18 protein-coding genes and 2 pseudogenes are annotated in these 20,087 nt (G+C 40.2%); 19 read left to right on the top strand and 1 reads right to left on the bottom strand.

Annotated features, from left to right (window positions below; translation table 11 throughout):
• Window positions 1-51 precede the first annotated feature (51 nt).
• The 19 genes and pseudogenes from COJ96_RS22610 (at window position 52) to sdaAA (ending at window position 18,941) form a co-directional block, all read left to right on the top strand.
• Entirely contained in the window at window positions 52-1,488 is a 1,437-nt protein-coding gene (locus COJ96_RS22610; protein ID WP_098576036.1) for a sigma-54 interaction domain-containing protein, read from the top strand.
• A gap of 91 nt (window positions 1,489-1,579) precedes the next feature.
• Window positions 1,580-3,058, top strand: a complete 1,479-nt coding sequence (locus COJ96_RS22605) for an amino acid permease (RefSeq protein ID WP_098576035.1) — start codon at window positions 1,580-1,582, stop codon at window positions 3,056-3,058.
• 99 nt (window positions 3,059-3,157) lie between these two features.
• Window positions 3,158-3,535, top strand: coding sequence for a RidA family protein (locus COJ96_RS22600; protein ID WP_098576034.1), 378 nt, complete (start codon window positions 3,158-3,160; stop codon window positions 3,533-3,535).
• Window positions 3,536-3,625: 90 nt separating this feature from the next.
• Entirely contained in the window at window positions 3,626-4,621 is a 996-nt protein-coding gene (gene cuyA / locus COJ96_RS22595) for a D-cysteate sulfo-lyase (RefSeq protein ID WP_098576033.1), read from the top strand.
• 70 nt (window positions 4,622-4,691) lie between these two features.
• A pseudogene (locus COJ96_RS22590) lies at window positions 4,692-5,512 on the top strand (amino acid ABC transporter substrate-binding protein).
• 11 nt (window positions 5,513-5,523) lie between these two features.
• Window positions 5,524-6,207: an amino acid ABC transporter permease gene (locus tag COJ96_RS22585; protein ID WP_098576032.1), complete on the top strand. Its 684-nt coding sequence runs from the start codon at window positions 5,524-5,526 to the stop codon at window positions 6,205-6,207.
• A 20-nt stretch (window positions 6,208-6,227) separates the two neighbouring features.
• A pseudogene (locus COJ96_RS22580) lies at window positions 6,228-6,617 on the top strand (ATP-binding cassette domain-containing protein); the annotation flags it as partial.
• Between the two features lie 322 nt (window positions 6,618-6,939).
• Window positions 6,940-7,866 (top strand): thioredoxin-disulfide reductase, encoded by a 927-nt coding sequence (gene trxB, locus COJ96_RS22575; protein ID WP_098576030.1) that lies wholly within the window; start codon window positions 6,940-6,942, stop codon window positions 7,864-7,866.
• 55 nt (window positions 7,867-7,921) lie between these two features.
• Window positions 7,922-8,257, top strand: coding sequence for a thioredoxin family protein (locus tag COJ96_RS22570; RefSeq protein ID WP_098576029.1), 336 nt, complete (start codon window positions 7,922-7,924; stop codon window positions 8,255-8,257).
• Window positions 8,258-8,419: 162 nt separating this feature from the next.
• Window positions 8,420-8,596 carry an aspartyl-phosphate phosphatase Spo0E family protein gene (locus COJ96_RS22565; RefSeq protein ID WP_098576028.1) on the top strand — a complete coding sequence of 59 codons (177 nt, stop codon included), beginning with the start codon at window positions 8,420-8,422 and terminating at the stop codon, window positions 8,594-8,596.
• A gap of 40 nt (window positions 8,597-8,636) precedes the next feature.
• Window positions 8,637-9,935: an aminotransferase class I/II-fold pyridoxal phosphate-dependent enzyme gene (locus COJ96_RS22560; RefSeq protein WP_180230218.1), complete on the top strand. Its 1,299-nt coding sequence runs from the start codon at window positions 8,637-8,639 to the stop codon at window positions 9,933-9,935.
• Window positions 9,936-10,110: 175 nt separating this feature from the next.
• Window positions 10,111-10,698 (top strand): cysteine dioxygenase family protein, encoded by a 588-nt coding sequence (locus tag COJ96_RS22555; protein ID WP_098576026.1) that lies wholly within the window; start codon window positions 10,111-10,113, stop codon window positions 10,696-10,698.
• 239 nt (window positions 10,699-10,937) lie between these two features.
• Window positions 10,938-11,387 carry a YaiI/YqxD family protein gene (locus COJ96_RS22550; protein WP_098576025.1) on the top strand — a complete coding sequence of 150 codons (450 nt, stop codon included), beginning with the start codon at window positions 10,938-10,940 and terminating at the stop codon, window positions 11,385-11,387.
• A 302-nt stretch (window positions 11,388-11,689) separates the two neighbouring features.
• Window positions 11,690-12,874 carry a sulfite reductase subunit alpha gene (locus tag COJ96_RS22545; RefSeq protein ID WP_098576024.1) on the top strand — a complete coding sequence of 395 codons (1,185 nt, stop codon included), beginning with the start codon at window positions 11,690-11,692 and terminating at the stop codon, window positions 12,872-12,874.
• A gap of 501 nt (window positions 12,875-13,375) precedes the next feature.
• Entirely contained in the window at window positions 13,376-14,557 is a 1,182-nt protein-coding gene (locus COJ96_RS22540) for a glycine C-acetyltransferase (protein ID WP_098576161.1), read from the top strand.
• Window positions 14,558-14,639: 82 nt separating this feature from the next.
• On the top strand, window positions 14,640-15,620 hold the full coding sequence (locus COJ96_RS22535) for an L-threonine 3-dehydrogenase (protein WP_098576023.1): 981 nt from the start codon (window positions 14,640-14,642) through the stop codon (window positions 15,618-15,620).
• Between the two features lie 196 nt (window positions 15,621-15,816).
• Window positions 15,817-17,214, top strand: coding sequence for an amino acid permease (locus COJ96_RS22530; RefSeq protein ID WP_098576022.1), 1,398 nt, complete (start codon window positions 15,817-15,819; stop codon window positions 17,212-17,214).
• 114 nt (window positions 17,215-17,328) lie between these two features.
• Window positions 17,329-17,988, top strand: a complete 660-nt coding sequence (sdaAB, locus tag COJ96_RS22525; RefSeq protein ID WP_098576021.1) for an L-serine ammonia-lyase, iron-sulfur-dependent subunit beta — start codon at window positions 17,329-17,331, stop codon at window positions 17,986-17,988.
• 53 nt (window positions 17,989-18,041) lie between these two features.
• Complete coding sequence (gene sdaAA / locus COJ96_RS22520) at window positions 18,042-18,941, top strand: L-serine ammonia-lyase, iron-sulfur-dependent, subunit alpha (RefSeq protein ID WP_098576020.1); 900 nt, start codon at window positions 18,042-18,044, stop codon at window positions 18,939-18,941.
• 416 nt (window positions 18,942-19,357) lie between these two features.
• On the opposite strand, the gene COJ96_RS22515 is transcribed toward sdaAA, so the two are convergent.
• Window positions 19,358-19,825, bottom strand: a complete 468-nt coding sequence (locus tag COJ96_RS22515; protein ID WP_098576019.1) for a phage tail protein — start codon at window positions 19,823-19,825, stop codon at window positions 19,358-19,360.
• Between the last annotated feature and the right edge of the window lie 262 nt (window positions 19,826-20,087).

The raw sequence follows: 20,087 nt of genomic DNA, 5'->3' as shown, positions 1-20,087 counted from the left end.
GTTGATGCTTATTATTTTAAATGAAGAATTGCTATAGGAAAGGAGGATCATATGGCAGGCTTTATTGGCATACAGCAGTTTATTCAAGACTACACGGAGAACACGGCAGAAATCCTTGGTTTGGATATAACTGTACTTGATGAAAAGGGCGTTCGCATTAGCGGGACCGGCTATTATAAAGAGCTTATTGGCAAAGCGGCTCCGGAAGGCTCCTTTTTCAAAATGATATTGGAAACTGGAGAGCCTGGAGTAATCTACAATGTAAAAAAAGATGAATCCCAATGTATGAAGTGTCAATTCGTTAATCAATGCAAAGAACTCGCCACCATTGGATTTCCTATTGTAAAGCAAGATAAATTAGTTGGCGTCATCGGCATAATTGGTTTTTCTCATAAACAAAAGGAAAAAATGATTATAGAATCAGAGAAGCTGATACGTTTTTTAAGCAATGGTAGTACATTGTTAGGCAATAAATTAGCGATGCTGGAACTTGGTAAAGAAAAGGGATGTAAAATTCAAGAGGATATCCCGGTCCCCCCAAATACCATTTCTTTTGAAAACATTCTTGGTAAAGATTCTGGGCTTCAAGATGTGATTAAAAAAGCAAGAAGGATTATAAACAGCCCATCCACTGTCCTGATAAGGGGAGATAGCGGTACGGGGAAGGAATTATTATCCAAAGCGATTCATTATGAAAGCAAGCGCCGGGCGTATCCATTTGTAGCAGTCAATTGCGCCGCCATACCTGAAAGCTTATTGGAAAGTGAGTTGTTTGGTTATGAGGGGGGATCATTTACCGGTTCAAACCGGAATGGGAAAATAGGAAAATTCGAATTAGCGGACAATGGAACCATTTTTCTTGATGAAATTGGGGATATGCCTCTATTCTTGCAACCTAAATTATTACGGGTTTTACAAGAAAGAGAGATTGAAAGAATCGGTGGAAAAAAAGCAATCGGGATTAATGTACGGGTGATTGCGGCTACTCACCGAAACTTGGAAGAAATGGTGCAGAAGGGCACTTTTCGCGAGGATTTGTACTATCGTCTCAATGTCATTCCCCTTCATACTAAATCCTTACAAGAGCGGCGTGATGATATTGCCTTGTATCTCGACCATTTCATTCAAAAACATTGCAGGATCATGCGAAGGTCTCCGCTGAGTCTTGACCCTATGCTTGAGCGATGGCTTATACGTTATGATTGGCCGGGGAATATAAGGCAGTTGGAAAACGCCGTAGAATATATGGTCAATATGGTTGAATCAGATATGATCGGCTTCCATGATGTACCTGATTATATACTTCAACAGGATCGTCTCTCTGTCGAGAGTAGAGGAATGAGTTTAGAACAAATGATTTCAGAATATGAAAGAGATGTAATCCAGAGCTACTTCTTAGCTGAAAAATATGATAAAGAACAAATCGCCCGGGAACTACAGATTAGCCTGTCTACTCTTTATCGAAAATTGGAAAAATATAATTTATAACTGAAATTTCTAAAAAGACTCATGAGAGATTAACAGTCAGAGGAGACAATACAATTTGCATTTGAACTATGAGTAAATAGGGGGACATGCTATGGCGAAATTAGAAGCTGAGCTAAGTAATGTAATAGAAGAGCGAAATTCAAAAGGATCATTACAACGGAAGCTGAAATCTAGACATTTAACGATGATGGCTATTGGGGGCGCTATTGGAACGGGATTGTTTGTATCCAGCGGATCAACGATTAGCACTGCAGGGCCGGGAGGAGCGCTTGCTGCATACATTCTGGTTGGCATTATGGTCTATTTTGTCATGAATAGTTTGGGAGAGCTATCGGCCTTTTTACCGGTTCCAGGGGCCTTTGACATTTATGCCTCAAAGTATGTTGATCCTGCGTTTGGCTTTGCGTTAGGCTGGAACTATTGGTATACAACCGCGATTACGGTTCCTGCTGATTTGGTGGCCTCTACCCTTATAATGAAGTATTGGTTCCCACACGTACCTTCTCTCTGGTGGAGCGCACTATTTCTGGGGTTGCTGCTAATCTTAAATATTTTATCAGTCAAGGCATTTGGGGAATCTGAATATTGGTTTGCCGGTATTAAGGTCATCTCGATCATCGTGTTTCTCGTTATTGGGGTTGCTATGATTTTTGGAATTATGGGAGGACAAGCGGTCGGATTCAGTAACTTTACCCAAGGAGATGCTCCTTTTCATGGAGGGCTTATATCTATCTTTAGTGTAATGCTCGTCGCTGGTTTTGCATTTCAGGGAACCGAAGTAATTGCGACGGCTGCTGGTGAAACCGATAATCCTTCGAAAAACGTACCAAAAGCGATTCGTTCAATCTTTTGGCGAATCCTTATCTTCTACGTATTAACGATTTTTGTAATTGGCTTGATTATTCCCTATACAGATCCGAACTTACTTAAATCCGGAGTTAAAAATGTTTCTATCAGTCCCTTCACGCTCGTTCTTCAAAGAGCTGGTCTGGCATTTGCGGCCTCAGTTATGAATGCCGTGCTCCTTACGTCTGTTTTATCGGCAGCTAATTCAGCAATGTATGCGTCTTCACGAATGCTATGGGCATTGGCGAAAGAAGGAAAGGCACCACGTATCTTTGGCCGGCTTAACCGGAGGGGAATTCCCATGTTGGCTCTGTGTACGACGGCGATTTTAGGACTTATCTCCTTTTTGGCTTCCCTATTTGGAAATGGTTCGGTTTTTATTTGGCTGGTAAATGCTTCAGCTCTTACCGGATTTATCAAGTGGTTAGGAATTGCCGTAAGTCATTATCGTTTTCGTAAGGCATATGTGGCACAAGGAAGAGATTTAAATGAATTGCCGTTTAAAGCCAAATGGTACCCGCTGGGTCCGGTTATCACGCTGTTATTTTTTGTGGTTTTCATTCTTGGACAGCATCTTTTTTCCGGACATCAAGTAAGCTGGGCAGAACTTCTCGCGACATATATTGGTCTTCCTATTTTCTTGCTTCTCTGGCTTGGTTATAAATTCATTAAGAAAACAAAAGTTGTTCCACTTATGGAGTGTGATTTTGAACGCAAAGAATAGCAGGGAAAGCTTCATGTAATGTAAAGCGCATATTTTTCAGAGGAATAGTAAACACAATTCCGTTTAATAGGATTACATAAAAAAAAAGAGGTGGTTTTTATGTTAAAAGAAACAATCATGACCAAACAAGCTCCCAAGGCTATCGGCCCTTATTCACAAGGTATTAAAGCAGGAAATGTAGTGTATACGTCAGGGCAGCTCCCGATCCATCCGGAAACCGGAGAAATGCCTGATAATATTGAGGAACAAACAAGGATGTCACTCGAGAATCTCAAGCAGGTTATAGAAGCGGCGGGAGCAAGCTTACAGCAGGTAATAAAAACAACGGTTTTTTTAAGCGATATGAATCATTTTGCCACGATGAATCAAGTATATGGTGAATTTTTTTCCGGGAATTATCCAGCTAGAAGCGCGATTGAAGTTGCTCGTTTACCAAAAGATGCTTTGATTGAAATCGAAGCAGTTGCTATGACTTAATCATAATAATTGAAAAGAGAACGTCAGATTGATACTCTCTTTTCTTAATTTATATATGGCTGTAAATAGAGGATCCAGGAGGAGATTAATATGAATTTAGCACAATTTTCTAGACAACGATATACACCAACATATACACCCATTGAGAAATTACATCATTTTTCTGAAGTTCTGGGCGGCCCTTCGGTTTATATTAAACGGGATGATTTACTAGGGCTGACGGCCGGCGGAAATAAAACAAGAAAACTAGAGTTCCTCGTGGCCGATGCATTGGAAAAAGGCGCGGATACGTTAATTACATGTGGAGGCATTCAATCAAATCATTGCCGTTTAACGCTGGCCGCTGCCGTTAAAGAGAAAATGAAGTGTATTCTCGTATTGGAAGAGGGGCTTTTAACAAATTCTGATCCGGATTTTAATGGTAACTATTTTCTGTATCATTTACTGGGCGCTGAAAAAGTCAAGGTTATACCTAATGGGACAGACTTGATGAAAGAAATGCTGGAAGTAGCAAAAGAGGTAACGAATGAGGGAGGTAAACCTTATATCATTCCGGTTGGGGGATCGAATGGTATTGGGGCAACGGGATATGCTGCTTGCGCTCAGGAGATTTTGGCACAGTCCTTTGATCAAGGAGTCAATATGAATGCTGTTGTTTGTGTAAGCGGCAGCGGAGGAATGCATGCGGGTTTGGTGACTGGCTTTTATGGAAACCAAAGTAAAATACCGGTAATCGGAATGAACGTAAGCAGAGGAAAAGTGGAACAGGAAGAGAAAGTTTTTCAACTTGTTAAAGAAACTTCAGCACATATCGGCATTCCAAATTCAATCCCTAGTGAGGCTATTACGTGTTTTGATGAATATGTCGGACCAGGCTATGCTTTACCTACGCCTGAAATGGTGGAAGCGGTCAAGCTCATGGCAAGAACAGAAGGAATTTTGCTGGATCCGGTATATACAGGTAAAGCAGCAGCGGGACTCATTGATTTAATACAAAAAGGCACCTTTAAGCCGGACGATAACATCCTGTTTATACACTCTGGCGGAGCCTCAGCGTTATACGCCAATACTTCGCTCTTTTATTGAAGTTTAAGAGGGAATTGCAATTGAGTTTTCCAGGAGAACATTTGAACGCATTACAAAGGGGGATATTTTTATGAAAAAGAGTTTAAAAATAGTCGCTTTTTCGTTACTCGTTTCACTTATGTTAACTGCATGTGGAAAAACTCAAAATCAAGCAACCACTCAACCGGATAATCAGGCAGTTGGGAGTAAGAATCTGCTAAAGCAAATTAAAGCAGATAGAAAAATTAAAATTGGAACAGAAGGAACGTATGCACCGTTTAGCTACCATGATGCTTCAGGAAAATTAACTGGTTTTGATATTGAAATCGCTGAGGAAGTAGCGAACAGACTTGGTGTGAAACCAGAATTTATCGAAACCCCGTGGGACGGTATATTTGCAGGTCTTGATTCGAAGCGATTCGATATCATTGTTAATCAAGTTGGAATACGTCCTGACCGTCAGGAAAAATACGATTTTTCTGAGTCGTATATTGTGTCAAAACCCTTCTTGATTGTTCACAAAGACAATGAAACTATTAAATCATTTGCAGATTTGAAAGGAAAAAAAGCAGCTCAGACACTAACTAGTAATTTTAAGGATATAGCACTATCCAACGGTGCTGAGATTGTGGGGGTCGAAGGATTTAATCAATCCGTTGATTTAATACTTTCAAAACGGCTGATGCGACTGTAAATGATGGATTGTCCTATCTCGATTTCAAAAAACAAAAGCCTGATGCACCTATTAAAGCTGTAGCAGAGCTAGATGAACCGGCACAAATGGGAATTATGCTTAGGAAAGGGAATAAAGAATTGGTAGAGGCGATAAATAAAGCACTTTCCGATATGAAGAAAGATGGTACGTATTTAAGCATCTCACAAAAATACTTTGAAACCGATGTTTCAAAATAAGGAGTGTTCCAATGTTTGCTGATGAAAGAATGCTGCGAATTATTGACATCATTGTAAACTCATTTTTACCGATGTTAAAAGCAGGGATCGCTTTTACCGTACCATTGACACTTATATCTTTTTTTCTGGGACTCATTCTTGCTTTGCTTACAGCACTGGCTCGAATCTCGGGAATTCGGGCTCTCGACGCTGTTGCAAGATTTTATGTATGGGTAATTAGGGGAACGCCTCTGCTGGTTCAATTGTTTATTATTTTCTATGGTCTTCCAAGTGTTGGGATTACAATTGGTCCGCTGCCATCGGCTATTATCGGTTTCACTATTAGTGTTGGCGCCTATAACTCAGAGATTATTCGCGCAGCTATACTTTCAATTCCCAAGGGTCAATGGGAGGCCGCTTACTCAATTGGGATGAGCTATCGTCAAGCATTAAAAAGGATTATTCTTCCGCAGGCAACAAGGGTGTCTGTCCCACCCATGTCAAACAGTTTTATTAGCTTGGTGAAGGATACATCATTGGCTGCTACCATAACAGTGACCGAAATGTTTAGAATCGCGCAGCAAATTACAGCAACAACCTATGAACCATTGGTACTATATTGTCTAGCAGGATTTATTTATTTGATTTTCAGTACAGTTCTTTCTAACGCTCAAGGACGTATGGAAAAACGACTTGATCGATATGTGGAGGGCTGACTTGATAGGGGGATATTCAAGTGATTGAGATAGAGAACCTGCATAAGAAGTTTGGGCAAACAGAAGTTTTAAAGGGAATCGATTTGAAAATAGAGGAAGGCAATACGGTTTGTATTATTGGGCCTTCGGGATCAGGCAAAACAACTTTGTTACGCTGTTTGAATTTACTGGAAATGCCTACAAAAGGAACTATCAAGCTTGGAAAATATTCTTTGGATTTTCAGGATAAAAAACAAGTTCCAAAAGATAGGATTATAAAGTTCCGTCAACAAACAGGTATGGTTTTCCAAGGTTATTATTTGTTCCCTCATATGACTGCACTTGAAAATGTTATGGAAGGTCTCTTCATCGTTCGTAAGCAAGACAAGGAACTTTCACGTACGAAAGCTCTTCACCTGCTAGAAAAGGTATTTAAATAATGATAAAAGCAAACAGAAGTCGCTCTGTTTGCTTTTTTTAACTAAGTTCTTGGGGAACTAAGACATTATCATTGTTAAACTATTCTTCCTATCTCGTATTGGTTGCTATTTCAGCTAAATTAATATCTTCGGAAAATTGTCTGGAGATGTTTTTCTTAATCTTGAAAATATTTTTCTCAATCGTGATAGATGTGGGACTGATTGATCTATAGATCGGTTGTAAAAATAGCGTTATTACAGGGATGGAAAGTTGGCATAAAAATTGCAAATAAATATTTATGACTAAGAGATTAGCACAACGAGGAGGTAAGTGATGTATAAAACCGTTATTTTAGGAACTGGCCCTGCTGGGCTGACTGCAGCAATCTATCTAGCACGTGCTAACCTAAGTCCTTTAGTCATCGAAGGACCTGAACCAGGGGGGCAATTGACATTGACAACAGATGTTGAGAATTTCCCTGGTTTTCCAGAAGGGATTATGGGACGAGAGTTGATGCAGAACATGCGAAGGCAAGCTGAGCATTTTGGAGCAAGGTTTAAAAGGGGGTGGGTAAAAAAAGTCGACTTTTCAAATAACCCTTTTACCTTAACGCTGGAAGGAATAGGGGAGCTCAAAACGCAATCATTAATCATCTCAACGGGAGCTTCTGCGAAACTTTTGGATATTCCAGGGGAAAGGGAAAATATTGGCCGTGGGGTAAGTACCTGTGCAACGTGTGATGGATTTTTCTTTAGAGGAAAGAAAGTTATTGTTGTCGGTGGCGGAGATTCGGCTATGGAAGAAGCAAATTTTTTAACGAAGTTTGCTTCGGAGGTTCGTATCGTGCACCGCAGAAAGGAGCTTCGCGCTTCCCAAATTATGCAAGACCGTGCCAAAAATAATCCAAAAATTACTTGGAGTTTAGATTACATTCCTGAAGAAGTAATGGCAGGAGAACGACACGTTACTGGCTTGAAAGTAAAAAACCGTGAAACTGGAAAAAACGAATTTCTGGAATCTGATGGTATTTTCATGGCAATCGGCCATAAACCGAACACATCTTTTTTAGACAATCAAATCAAAACGGACGATATGGGATATATCATTGTGAATCCTGGTACAACAGAAACAAATATTCCTGGCGTATTTGCCTGCGGGGATGTTCAAGATCATAAATACCGCCAGGCCATTACTGCTGCAGGAAGTGGTTGTATGGCTGCGCTGGATTGCGAAAGATACCTTGATACAATTGCGTTTTAGTAGTGGAAACTATCAATATAACATTTGAAAATAAAATATAGGGAGGATTTTAATTATGAAAGAGATCAAAACAAAACAAGAGTTTAATGAGGCGATTTTATCAACAAAACCAGTAATGGCCAAATTTTATGCTGAATATTGCCCAGACTGTCAGCATACTGATTTATTCATGCCGATTTTGGAAGAAGCGTATAAAGAAAAAGTAGATATGATCGCAGTAAATCGAGAACATTTTCCGGAACTACTAGAAAAGCTAGATGTGTACGGAATCCCAAGCTTTATTGTTTTTCAAGGCGGGAAGGAACTTAATCGCTTTGTTAGTAAACTCGGAAAAAGCCAGGAAGAGGTTGAACAGTTTCTCAACCAGATCTTAGAGGAAAGTAGAAAATAAGAATGCATTAATCTGAAGCCAATAAATATTGAGTAGTCACTCAATATTTATTGGCAATATATTCGAAATTATCGATTGTATTGACTTGTTTTTTGTATTGGCACTATTTTGACTTTAGGGCTAGAATCACCATATCTAATGTACATTTAGGGGGAATAAAAAATGGAACTTATGAAATATGTGAAGGAATACAATCATCTAAAAGTCAATATGGAGAAATCAGGATTCATGTATGGACTGTGTGATACAAGAACCATTAAATATAGTCAAGACTTAGATGTATTACTTAACAAATTAATGGAAATTAGATATCCAGGATTAAAGAAAAGAACGAATTAAATGAAGCCAGACAATTGCTAATAAAAGGAAGGCGAATAAAGTGCTAAACCCATTGGCTTTAGAATTAAATCAAGTCATTGAAGAACGCAATAAACCAGTATATGAGATGTTGTCATTGTTGGGAAAATCATTGTATTTTCCAAAAGGGATTGTCAGCCAGGCTGGAGAGGCAAAGGGAAAAGCAGACCGATTCAATGCAACAATCGGGATGGCTTCAGAGGGTGGACAACCAATGTATTTAGATGTCATCCACAAGAACCTCTCCTCCTACGATCCGATAGACCTGTATCCATATGCACCAACGGCAGGAAAACCAGAGTTGCGTGAAGTTTGGAGAAAGAAGCTTCTTAAAGATAATCCTTCCCTTGAAGGAAAGGAATTTGGCACTCCGATCGTGACGAACGCGCTGACCCATGGATTGAGTATCGTATCCGACCTGTTTGTCGAAAAGGGGGATCCTATTTTACTACCAGATAAGTATTGGGATAATTATCATATAACATTCAACGTCCGCCGCGGCAGCCATACAGTGACCTATCCATTATTCACCAAAGCAAACCTATTTAATGGAAAAGGTTTGCTGGAGGCCCTTTTATCCTGTAAGAGCGGAAAAGTCATCCTGGTGCTTAATTTCCCTCATAATCCAACAGGCTATACTCCGTTGGAAAAAGAAGTGGAGGAAATCCTTCATGCCATCAAGCAGGCAGCGGATCTGGGGATTAACATTGTTGCTGTTATTGATGACGCTTATTTTGGATTATATTATGAAGATTCAATCAAAGAATCTATATTTGCTCGTTTAGTAGGGTTACACCCTCGTGTCCTCCCCATTAAAATTGATGGGGCAACCAAAGAAGAATATGCTTGGGGCTTTCGTGTTGGGTTTCTCACATTTGGAATCCAAGATGCTTTGGTTTTGGAAGCGCTGGAGAAAAAGACGATGGGTTCCATTCGTAGTACCATTTCTTGCAGTCCCCACCTTTCTCAAACAATCATTTTGGATGCCTTGTTAAATCCCGAATTTGAAGTGCAGCGCAGACAGAGAAATAAGGTTATGGAAGCTAGGGCGAAACGAGTCAAAGAGATTTTAGCAGACGGGAAATATGCGGATGCATTCGAACCCTATCCATTCAATTCAGGGTATTTCGTGTGTCTTCGAATCAAGCATTCCGATGCAGAAACGCTGCGGATCCATTTGCTCAAGCGGTACGGAGTGGGGACTATCTCCCTAGCCAAAACGGATCTTCGAATCGCATTTTCCTGTGTTGAATTAACTGATTTGGACCTGCTTTTTGAACTTATCTATCGGTCATGTAAAGAATTAGAATCCATAGTGTAATAGAGACCCTTACATAAGGTCCTTTTTCTTCCTTGGTATTATCGGAAATGTTTTTCAGACCTGAGATAAAGATTTCTCATATTAAAGAATTAACAAAGGTATCCATAGTGGTTATGGAAAGGTTTATCCCATAATTTACAATAAGAAATTATCCTTCATAGGAGGACAATGTATCATGACAAATCAAACGACGGAATATACTCTGGTCGACTTTATTCGAGATATGACATGGATCATAGAGAGAAATGAGAGTGAGGCCGTTCGGGTGGCAGAGGCAGAGCGTTTGCTCGGTGAGCTGCTTCGTACCACATCCTGGCTCTCACCCGAAAAGTGCAAGCCCAGCTCGGAAGGTTATGCCCGCCACTCCCTATATTGTGATCCGCAGGATCGTTTTGAGATCATTGCACTTGTCTGGAAGCCGGGGCAGAAAACGTTACTCCATGATCACGATGGTACTTGGGGAGCCGAAGGGGTTGTGGCTGGACAGATCAAGGTGACGAACTATCTTCGAGTGGATGAGATTTCAGAAAGTGTAGTAAAGCTCAGGCAAACGGATACATTGATTGTAAATCAGCAAATGACTGGCAAACTCCTGCCCCCAGCGGATTGTCATATCCTTGAAACCCAGGGCGATCAAACGGCAGTAACCATCCATGTTTATGGAAAACAACTCCGTAAGTTTCGGGTATTTAAACCTTTACAACAAGAAGGTATTTTTTCAGCCCACGATTCCTTTTTAGGATATACCCCAGGGCCAATCTAAGTTTATAAGGTATGAAGTTACTATTGTTGAGAAAGAAGCATTAATTCGTTTTAATAAATCCTGATTAACTAAATTAATGTTAATTAGGATTTTTCTAATTGGCTGGTAATTTCTAAACATACTGGATGTTAGGTACTATACAAAGCAAAGCACCGTACTTCTGATTCCATAGTTTGACAAAAGCGTAATTTACCAATAGTATCACAAGTAATTCGAACTTCTTTATAGGAGAGATAAAGATGAAAATTTATGTAGATGCGGATGCTTGTCCGGTAAAAGATATTATTATATCGGAAGGAGGAAAAGCAGGAATTCCTGTTATCCTTGTTACGAGTTTTTCGCACTTTTCTAATGCGGAACAACCTTCAGGAGTGGATATTATTTATGTTGATTCTGGAGCGGATGCTGCCGATTATCGGATTATGAAGTTAGTCGAATCAGGTGATATGATTGTTACGCAAGATTATGGATTAGCATCGCTAGGTTTACCAAAAGGCTGTATCGTCCTTCACCACAAAGGATTTAGGTATACCAATGAAAACATTGATCAATTATTACAAACACGATACTTAAGTGCAATGGCTCGAAAAGGCGGAAAGCGGACAAAGGGACCAAAGCCGTTTACGGCAGAAGATCGGGAGCAATTTAGGAGGCTTTTTAAACAAGCTATTTCTAAAAAAAATAACTAAATCTATCGTTTAAAATTTTAGCCATATTCAATTACCTGATATAATCATTAATAAGGCAAGTACAATCGCTGGAGTAAATATTTCCTTACTATTGCTATTATCTCCAATCTATCGATTTTATCATGTTGTAATTATATATATTTGCTAACTTTATTTTAAAAACTTTGAAATAAAAGCTCTTACCCATTTTAACTTTAATTGGGAAATTCATTTGGAATTGGAAAGAATATTGTGAAAAAATATACATCTAATTTCCAAAATTAATGTTAAAATGTATATATTACTTTTGGAGGTTAAGAACCATGCAAAAAACATTGGATAACACAAAGACTGACCAAAAAGACAAACAAGTTCCAACAACATTTTCACGAACAAATCCGTTTCAAGCAAAAATTCTTAAAAACATTAATATAAATGGTGCAGGCTCTAGTAAAGAAACAAGGCATATTGAGTTATCACTAGAAGGGTCGGGGCTTTCTTATGTGCCAGGTGATGCCCTTGGTATTATTCCTTCAAATGATCCAGAACTTGTTGCTTCCCTGCTTGAAGAGATGCACTGGGATGAAGCAACGCCTGTAACAATCAATAAGCAAGGTGAAACACTTCCACTAATGGAAGCGTTAACTACCTATTTTGAAATTACACTGCTATCTAAAAAGGTCTTACAGCAGGCAGCTGCCTTTACAGAAAACGAAGAGTTACAAAAGCTCATCCAGGTTGAAAATGCAGCCCAATTGAAGGAATATTGCTATGGGCGGGATTTACTTGATATGGTACGTGAATTCGGTCCATGGAAAGCAACTGCTCAAGAATTTGTCTCTATTTTAAGAAAAATGACGGCGCGGCTCTACTCGATTGCGAGCAGCATTGCAGCGAATCCAGAGGAAGTTCATTTAACTATCGGTGCTGTACGCTACACAGCTCATGGACGCGACCGTAAAGGGGTTTGCTCTGTGTTATGTGCGGAACGTGTGAATGAAGGAGATACGCTTCCAGTTTTTATACAAGCAAATAAACATTTTCATCTGCCAGAGTCTCAAGATACTGATATTATTATGGTTGGACCTGGGACAGGTATTGCACCATTCCGTTCTTTTATACAGGAACGTACAGTGAATAGAGGAACAGGCCGTTCGTGGCTATTTTTTGGGGACCAGCATGCAGCTTCTGATTTCCTTTATAAAGATGAGTTGGAACAATATCTGCAAGAGGGAGTACTTTCTAAATTAGATACGGCCTTCTCTCGCGATGGCGCTCAAAAAGTATATGTTCAACATAAAATGCAAGAACACAGTAAAGAAATATTCGAGTGGCTGCAAACAGGTGCTTATTTCTATGTGTGTGGAGATAAGGAATACATGGCGAAGGACGTCCATGAAACACTTACTAACATAATTGAGAAAGAGGGTTCCATGAGCCGCGATGAAGCAGAAGCGTATCTGAAAGATATGCAGAAGCAAGGGCGTTATCAGCGTGATGTGTATTAAATGGTAAGTAAATATATTTACAAACGACCTTTGTCCCGTTCGGTATGAAGGTTGTTTGTCCTGTTTCAGGATTAATGTGAATTTGTTGCTGCCCAATAGATTTTCCAAAAGCAAAAAATGATTTCTAGCCAGCCTTAATGAACCCTTTATTTCTCTATCTTTCTTTAATCGAGGCATTAGTCTGAATGATTCGTCTTTTTCTAACAGTATTGACACTTTTCCGACATAATTATAGAATAGCACTGAACATATGAATCAACTAAACAAGTTTATTATGACACATCCAATTCAATAGCATAACTTCATTCGGTCAAAAAGTACGATTTGAAAATTTAGGGAGTAATTATTTATTGAAAACTAATTGCTTTTTTTTGGAAGGTGGCTGAAATCGCTTTCAAGTAAAGCGGTATTAAAATGATGTTCCCGATAAAAAATACGAGTAGTTGTTATGTGAAGAACCCTTAGTAAGGTAATTTAAGAGGAGGAATTATTTTGGCGAAAATGGTTTTAAAGGACTTCTTAACACCCCAACTGAACGAGTTGAGGGAAAATGGTCTTTACAATGTTATTGATACTGTAGAAGGACCCAATGGCCCTATAGTTACCATCAATGGCAAATCACTAATCAATATGTCATCCAATAACTATCTTGGCCTTGCCAATAATGAAAGAATGAAGCAAAAGGCGCATGAAGCAATCGATAAGTATGGGTTGGGAGCTGGTGCAGTCCGTACAATCAATGGTACATTGAGCATTCATAATGAATTAGAGAAAACAATTGCCAAGTTCAAACATACCGAAGCGGCAATTGCCTTCCAGTCGGGGTTCAATTGCAACATGGGTGCTATTTCAGCTCTTATGACTAAGAAGGATGCTATTCTCTCGGATGAATTAAACCATGCATCGATCATTGATGGATGCAGATTATCTGGAGCGAAAATTATCCGCGTCAAACACCAGGACATGGACGATTTACGCCGAGTTGCGAAAGAAACGATTGAAAGCGGCTTATACGAAAAAGTCATGTACATCACGGACGGAGTTTTCTCAATGGACGGTGATGTAGCAAAGCTTCCGGAAATCGTTGAAATTGCTGAAGAGTTTGGGTTAATCACATATGTAGATGATGCTCATGGCTCAGGTGTAATGGGTAACGGTGCTGGTACAGTCAAGCATTTTGGCCTCTCAGACCGAATTGATCTGCAGATTGGGACCCTTTCAAAAGCGATTGGCGTCGTTGGCGGATATGTAGCAGGGTCAGTGCAATTGATTGACTGGCTGAAAGTCCGGGCACGTCCGTTCCTGTTTTCAACTTCATTGACTCCTGGCGATGCTGCCGGTTGTATTGAAGCGATCAATATTATGACTGAATCGACAGAAAAAGTTGAAAAGCTTTGGGAAAACGGAAGATATCTAAAAGAAGGCTTAAAGAAACTTGGTTTCGATATTGGCCATTCCGAAACTCCAATTACTCCATGCATTATCGGAAAAGAAGATCTTACCCAATTATTTTCTCGCAGGCTGATGGAAGAAGGTGTGTATGCAAAATCGATTACCTTCCCAACGGTTCCTAGAGGTACAGGCAGGGTTAGAAATATGCCTACGGCTGCACATACCAAGGAAATGCTCGATGAGGTTCTGGCAGTTTATGAAAAAATTGGCAAAGAGTTGTCTATTATCTAATCATTTAAAATTTTACAAAGAATAACAGAATACTAGAATCAATTGCAAAATTTATAGTAGAAACCTTAGGAGGTAAAGTCTTATGAAAAAAATTCTTATAACTGGCAGTCTTGGACAAATCGGTTCTGAATTGACACACCGTCTCAGAGAAGTGTACGGAACAGAAAACGTTATCGCAACAGACATCCGCCGTATTGAAGGCAATCCAGTCATCGAAAGAGGTACATTTGAAATCCTTGATGTGATGGATTTTAAAGCAATGCTTGACCTTTGCAAAACATATAAAGTCGACACTCTCATCCATCTTGCTGCGCTGCTGTCGGCGGTAGGTGAAACAAAACCAAAATTCGCATGGGATCTAAATATGGGCGGTCTTATGAACGCACTTGAAGTTTCACGTGAATTAAACCTAAAACTCTTTATACCGAGCTCCATCGCAGCTTTCGGACCGGAAACACCGGCAGATATGACACCTCAGGATACAGTTCAAAGGCCTACCACAATGTACGGTGTTACTAAGGTAGCCGGAGAATTGCTCTGTGACTACTATTTCTCCAAATTCGGTGTAGACGTACGCGGAGTAAGGTTCCCTGGTCTGATTTCTTACAAGACTCTTCCAGGTGGGGGAACAACCGATTATGCAGTTGACATTTACTACGAAGCGCTGAAAAACAAGAAATATACATCTTTCATTGGCAAAGGAACGTTTATGGATATGATGTATATGCCAGATGCAATCGAAGCAATCATTCAATTGATGGAGGCTGATCCTTCACGATTGAAGCACCGCAATGCATTTAACATCACTGCGATGAGCTTTGAGCCAGAACAAATTGCTGCATCAATTAAGAAGTTCATTCCTGAATTTGAAATGTCATACAATGTTGATCCTGTACGCCAAGGCATTGCAAACTCATGGCCAAATAGTATTGATGCCTCTGCCGCACGTGAAGAATGGGATTTTAATCCACAATACGACTTGGATCGTATGACAAAAGACATGTTGGAAAATTTATCAGAGAAATTAGGCATTCCTTTTAGAGAACTTGCATTAGCCTTTTAATTTCTGCAAACTGTACAAACTTCCGTCTACCAGTCTATTATAATCCATCTCTAGAAAAAAGACAATTGTATTTTTCGGGTGGACTACTTTCTGGTGATTATGTTATCTTAAGTTATCTTGCAATAATAAATATGAACATGGGGTTATATGAATCTTGCTTGAATTTTGACAATAAGCGTACAGGGGAGGAAACGAAATGGCAAACAAGGAATTGAGTAGGGGCTTAAGTTCGCGCCATATTCAAATGATAGCTTTGGGTGGAACGATTGGGGTAGGTCTATTTATGGGATCATCCAGCACAATAGGCTGGACGGGTCCATCCGTTATGTTAGCATATGGAATTACAGGAATTTTTCTTTATTTGATAATGCGCGCCATGGGCGAAATGCTCTACTTGGAACCAAGTACAGGTTCATTTGCAACATTTGGATATAAGTATATCCATCCAATAGCAGGATATATGACTGCCTGGAGCAACTGGTTCCAGTGGGTAGTTGTTGGTATGGCGGAAGTTATCGCAATCGGCACATATATGCAGTATTGGTTTCCAGATCTTCCAGCGTGGATCCCAGGCCTAATCGCAATGGTTATCCTTGGGGCAGCGAACTTTATTTCTGTTAAATCATTTGGTGAATTCGAATTTTGGTTTGCGTTGATTAAAGTAGTTACGATTGTATTGATGATTGTTGCAGGTTTTGGCCTGATTTTCTTCGGTCTTGGTAACGGAGGAGAATCAATCGGCTTATCGAACCTCTGGAAAAATGGCGGTTTCTTTACTGGCGGTCTTAAAGGATTCCTCTTTGCCCTATCACTCGTTGTTGGTGCATATCAAGGTGTAGAACTTATTGGTATTACAGCTGGTGAAGCGAAAGATCCTCAGAAAACAATAAGGAACGCGATTCAAAGTACAATTTGGCGTATCCTCGTATTTTATATTGGTGCAATCTTTGTTATTGTCACAGTTTATCCATGGGATCAATTAACTTCTTTAGGAAGCCCGTTCGTAGCAACTTTTGCAAAAATCGGTATTACAGCGGCAGCCGGAATCATTAACTTTGTTGTTATCACTGCTGCGATGTCCGGATGTAACAGCGGTATCTACAGCGCAGGGCGCATGCTTTATACTCTTGGTGTTAATGGTCAAGCTCCAAAAGCGTTTGCAAAGGTTTCGAGTAACGGAGTGCCTTTATTCGGTACAATTGGCGTTCTAATCGGCCTTGGCGTTGGTGTAGTGTTAAGTTATATTGCACCAGAAAAATTGTTTGTGTACGTCTATGCTTCAAGTGTTCTTCCAGGTATGGTTCCTTGGTTTGTCATCTTGATCAGCCAAATCAAGTTCAGAAAGGTTCATGCTGATAAAATGGCCAGCCATCCATTCAAAATGCCTTTTGCACCTGTCACTAACTATGTGACAATTGCCTATCTGACAGCGGTGCTTGTTGGTATGTGGTTCAACGAAGACACTCGTATTTCACTAATTGCGGGTATCGTCTTCCTGGCTATTGTAGCAATCAGCTTTTATGCTTTCGGAATCAACAAGCGTGTACCTACGGAACTTCAAACAGAAGATCGGACAGATAAGAAAGCAGTGTAAATTTTAATACAGAATAGGGACAGTTTTTATAACTTGTCCCTATTTTTCCTTAAAGGCTGGATGCAAAAGGAACATTAATATAAAGAATCATAAGTATAGGAACGGGTGAAAACAATGAAATATCGATCAGCATTTGAAATCATTGGTCCGATTATGATTGGACCTTCCAGTTCACATACTGCTGGTGCAGTCCGAATTGGCCGCGTGGCCAGAACCCTGTTCGAGTGCCAGCCGAAAAGGGCTGTCCTCTCGCTGTACGGCTCATTTGCAAAGACGTATAAAGGACATGGTACTGACTTAGCTCTCGTAGCGGGATTATTGGATTTTGATACATTTGACGAGCGGATCCCCGAGGCTATGGAAATAGCAGAACAACTGGGCATGGAGGTCATCTTTCAAGAGGAAGAAGCCATTACAGAACATCCCAATACAGTAAAGATTAATCTTTTTGCGGAAGATAAAGAGCTGGAGATCATTGGCATCTCCATCGGCGGAGGAGCCATTGAAATAACAGAAATCAACTCCTTCAAACTAAAATTATCGGGTGACCCTGCAATCCTCGTCATTCATAATGATCGTTTTGGCGTCATCAGCTCGGTAACAAGCATTTTTTCGCAAAATAAAATAAACATCGGTCATATGGAAGTGGCCAGGAAAGATAAAGGCGACATGGCCATCATGGTCATTGAATCGGATGAAAAGATAAATAACCAGTTGGTAAGCGATCTGCAAAAGCTGGACAACGTTGTAAGTGTCATCCGTATTGTTGAATGATAATATTTTCGGGCATTAAACATAAATGATTAGTAGATTCAGGGGGAAATGCTATGTTTCGTAATGTAGCTGAACTTGTTTCGCTGGCGGAACAACATCAGGTAAAAATAGCCGAAATTATGATTCGGCAGGAAATAGAAGTTTCTGGCCTTTCCCGTGAAGAAGTGCTTGCCAAAATGGATCAAAACCTGACCGTAATGGAACGGGCGATCGAACGGGGCATAAAAGGAGTAAAATCACGCACAGGACTCACAGGCGGCGATGCAGTATTGCTGCAAAACTATATTCAAAGCGGGAAATCTCTTACCGGCACATTGCTGTTGGATGCGGTGAGCAAGGCGGTTGCCACGAATGAAGTCAATGCAGCAATGGGCATCATTTGTGCCACACCGACGGCAGGATCGGCGGGAGTCGTTCCAGGTACATTATTTGCAGTAAAGGATAAACTCAATCCAACTAGGCAGGAAATGATTGAATTTTTATTTACGGCAGGGGCGTTTGGATTTGTCGTTGCAAACAATGCATCCATTTCAGGGGCTGCAGGCGGTTGTCAGGCAGAAGTAGGTTCGGCTTCAGGGATGGCAGCAGCTGCAATTGTTGAAATGGCTGGAGGTACGCCTAAGCAATCAGCCGAAGCGATGGCCATTACCTTAAAAAATATGCTGGGCCTTGTTTGCGATCCGGTTGCTGGTCTCGTTGAAGTGCCTTGCGTGAAACGGAATGCAATGGGTGCATCCAATGCTTTGACAGCTGCCGATATGGCCCTTGCTGGGATAACCAGCAGGATTCCATGTGACGAAGTTATTGGAGCCATGTATGCGATTGGACAGTCAATGCCTTCTGCGTTAAGGGAAACAGCCGAAGGCGGGTTGGCGGCTACCCCGACCGGCCGTAGGCTAGAAGCAGAAATCTTTGGCCATCCGAAAGAAAAACTGATTGATTATTTAGTATAACTCCTTTAAAAAGCTGCCGGTCATTCCAGGCAGCTTTATTTTATAGGAATCTATGAAAGGATAGGGGGGAATCTGGGATCATGTGAATCCGCTCATATCGGAGGTGGCATGTTAAGCATCCAATCAGATAAATAAAAGGAAAAATTCCGCTTAATTTGTAATTATCATTAAAAATAGCTTAAATAGACGGAGAAATTCCGCCTATCTACTCGTAAAAATTGAAAATGGGGGATTTTGCGCTGAATAGTCGGAAAAACTTCCCTTATTTACCCCGAAACAAGCTCCGTTCCACATTTAACCGGAAAAAATCCGCTTATTTTTGCTGGTTACTTAAAGGAAGATGCTGCTTTATTTTAATTCACGCGGCAAGGAATATGAATAATGGCAGGATTCCTTGACTATCCCTTTTCCTTACTTTAATATTCTCGTTTAATTACAAAAAACGAGCCCCGAATTGTTCCAGCTAGTTTAGATTTCTGTCTAGCAAACTTAAACTTCCCTTCTAACTCCTTGGGTACCTCCATCCCCTCCGAAAGCTTAAAACCAACGGCACGTTTCGGCTTTGAGCCATCTAACGTATACAAGACGTTGACCTCAAGACCATCCTCATAAAAGACGTAAGCCCAATTGATATTTTCCACTTGAAAACGCGAAGTTTCTAAAGGTTTGGCCGCAAACTCTATATCACGTTCTTCTTTCAAAATCCGGTTCACATAATCAATGGTCTCCTGGCTTTCGTCAGCTGGTTCAACCGTAAACTCATGCTTGTATTTATTCATAAAATAACGGGCTTCATTCGCGCGTAAACCAGCAAGCGCTTCTGCTATAGGTGAGGACTCTAAGCCAACTGTAGACACATTTTTAAAATCAACTATATAGGTCATTTCCCTCGCTCCTTTTTCACTTATCTCTAACAATTATTAACACTTCACAGAACTTAATACACATCAAGTAACAAGGTTTCTTCCTGCATCGGTTCCTTCAGATTGAAATCCGGGATTTTATTAATTAAAATACTTGGAAAATATAGCAGATAGTGGCAGGATACTTTTGTTAAGAAAAGGAAATATAGACCAATTTTAAATGAAATCTATTATAATAGGAAGATAATTCAAAGTATAAATACCATATAGAGAACGAAAAGGG

It is taken from the genome of Bacillus sp. AFS073361 (assembly GCF_002567005.1).
Taxonomy (GTDB): Bacteria; Bacillota; Bacilli; order Bacillales; family Cytobacillaceae; genus Neobacillus.
This window is presented reverse-complemented; position numbering and strand designations above follow the sequence as displayed.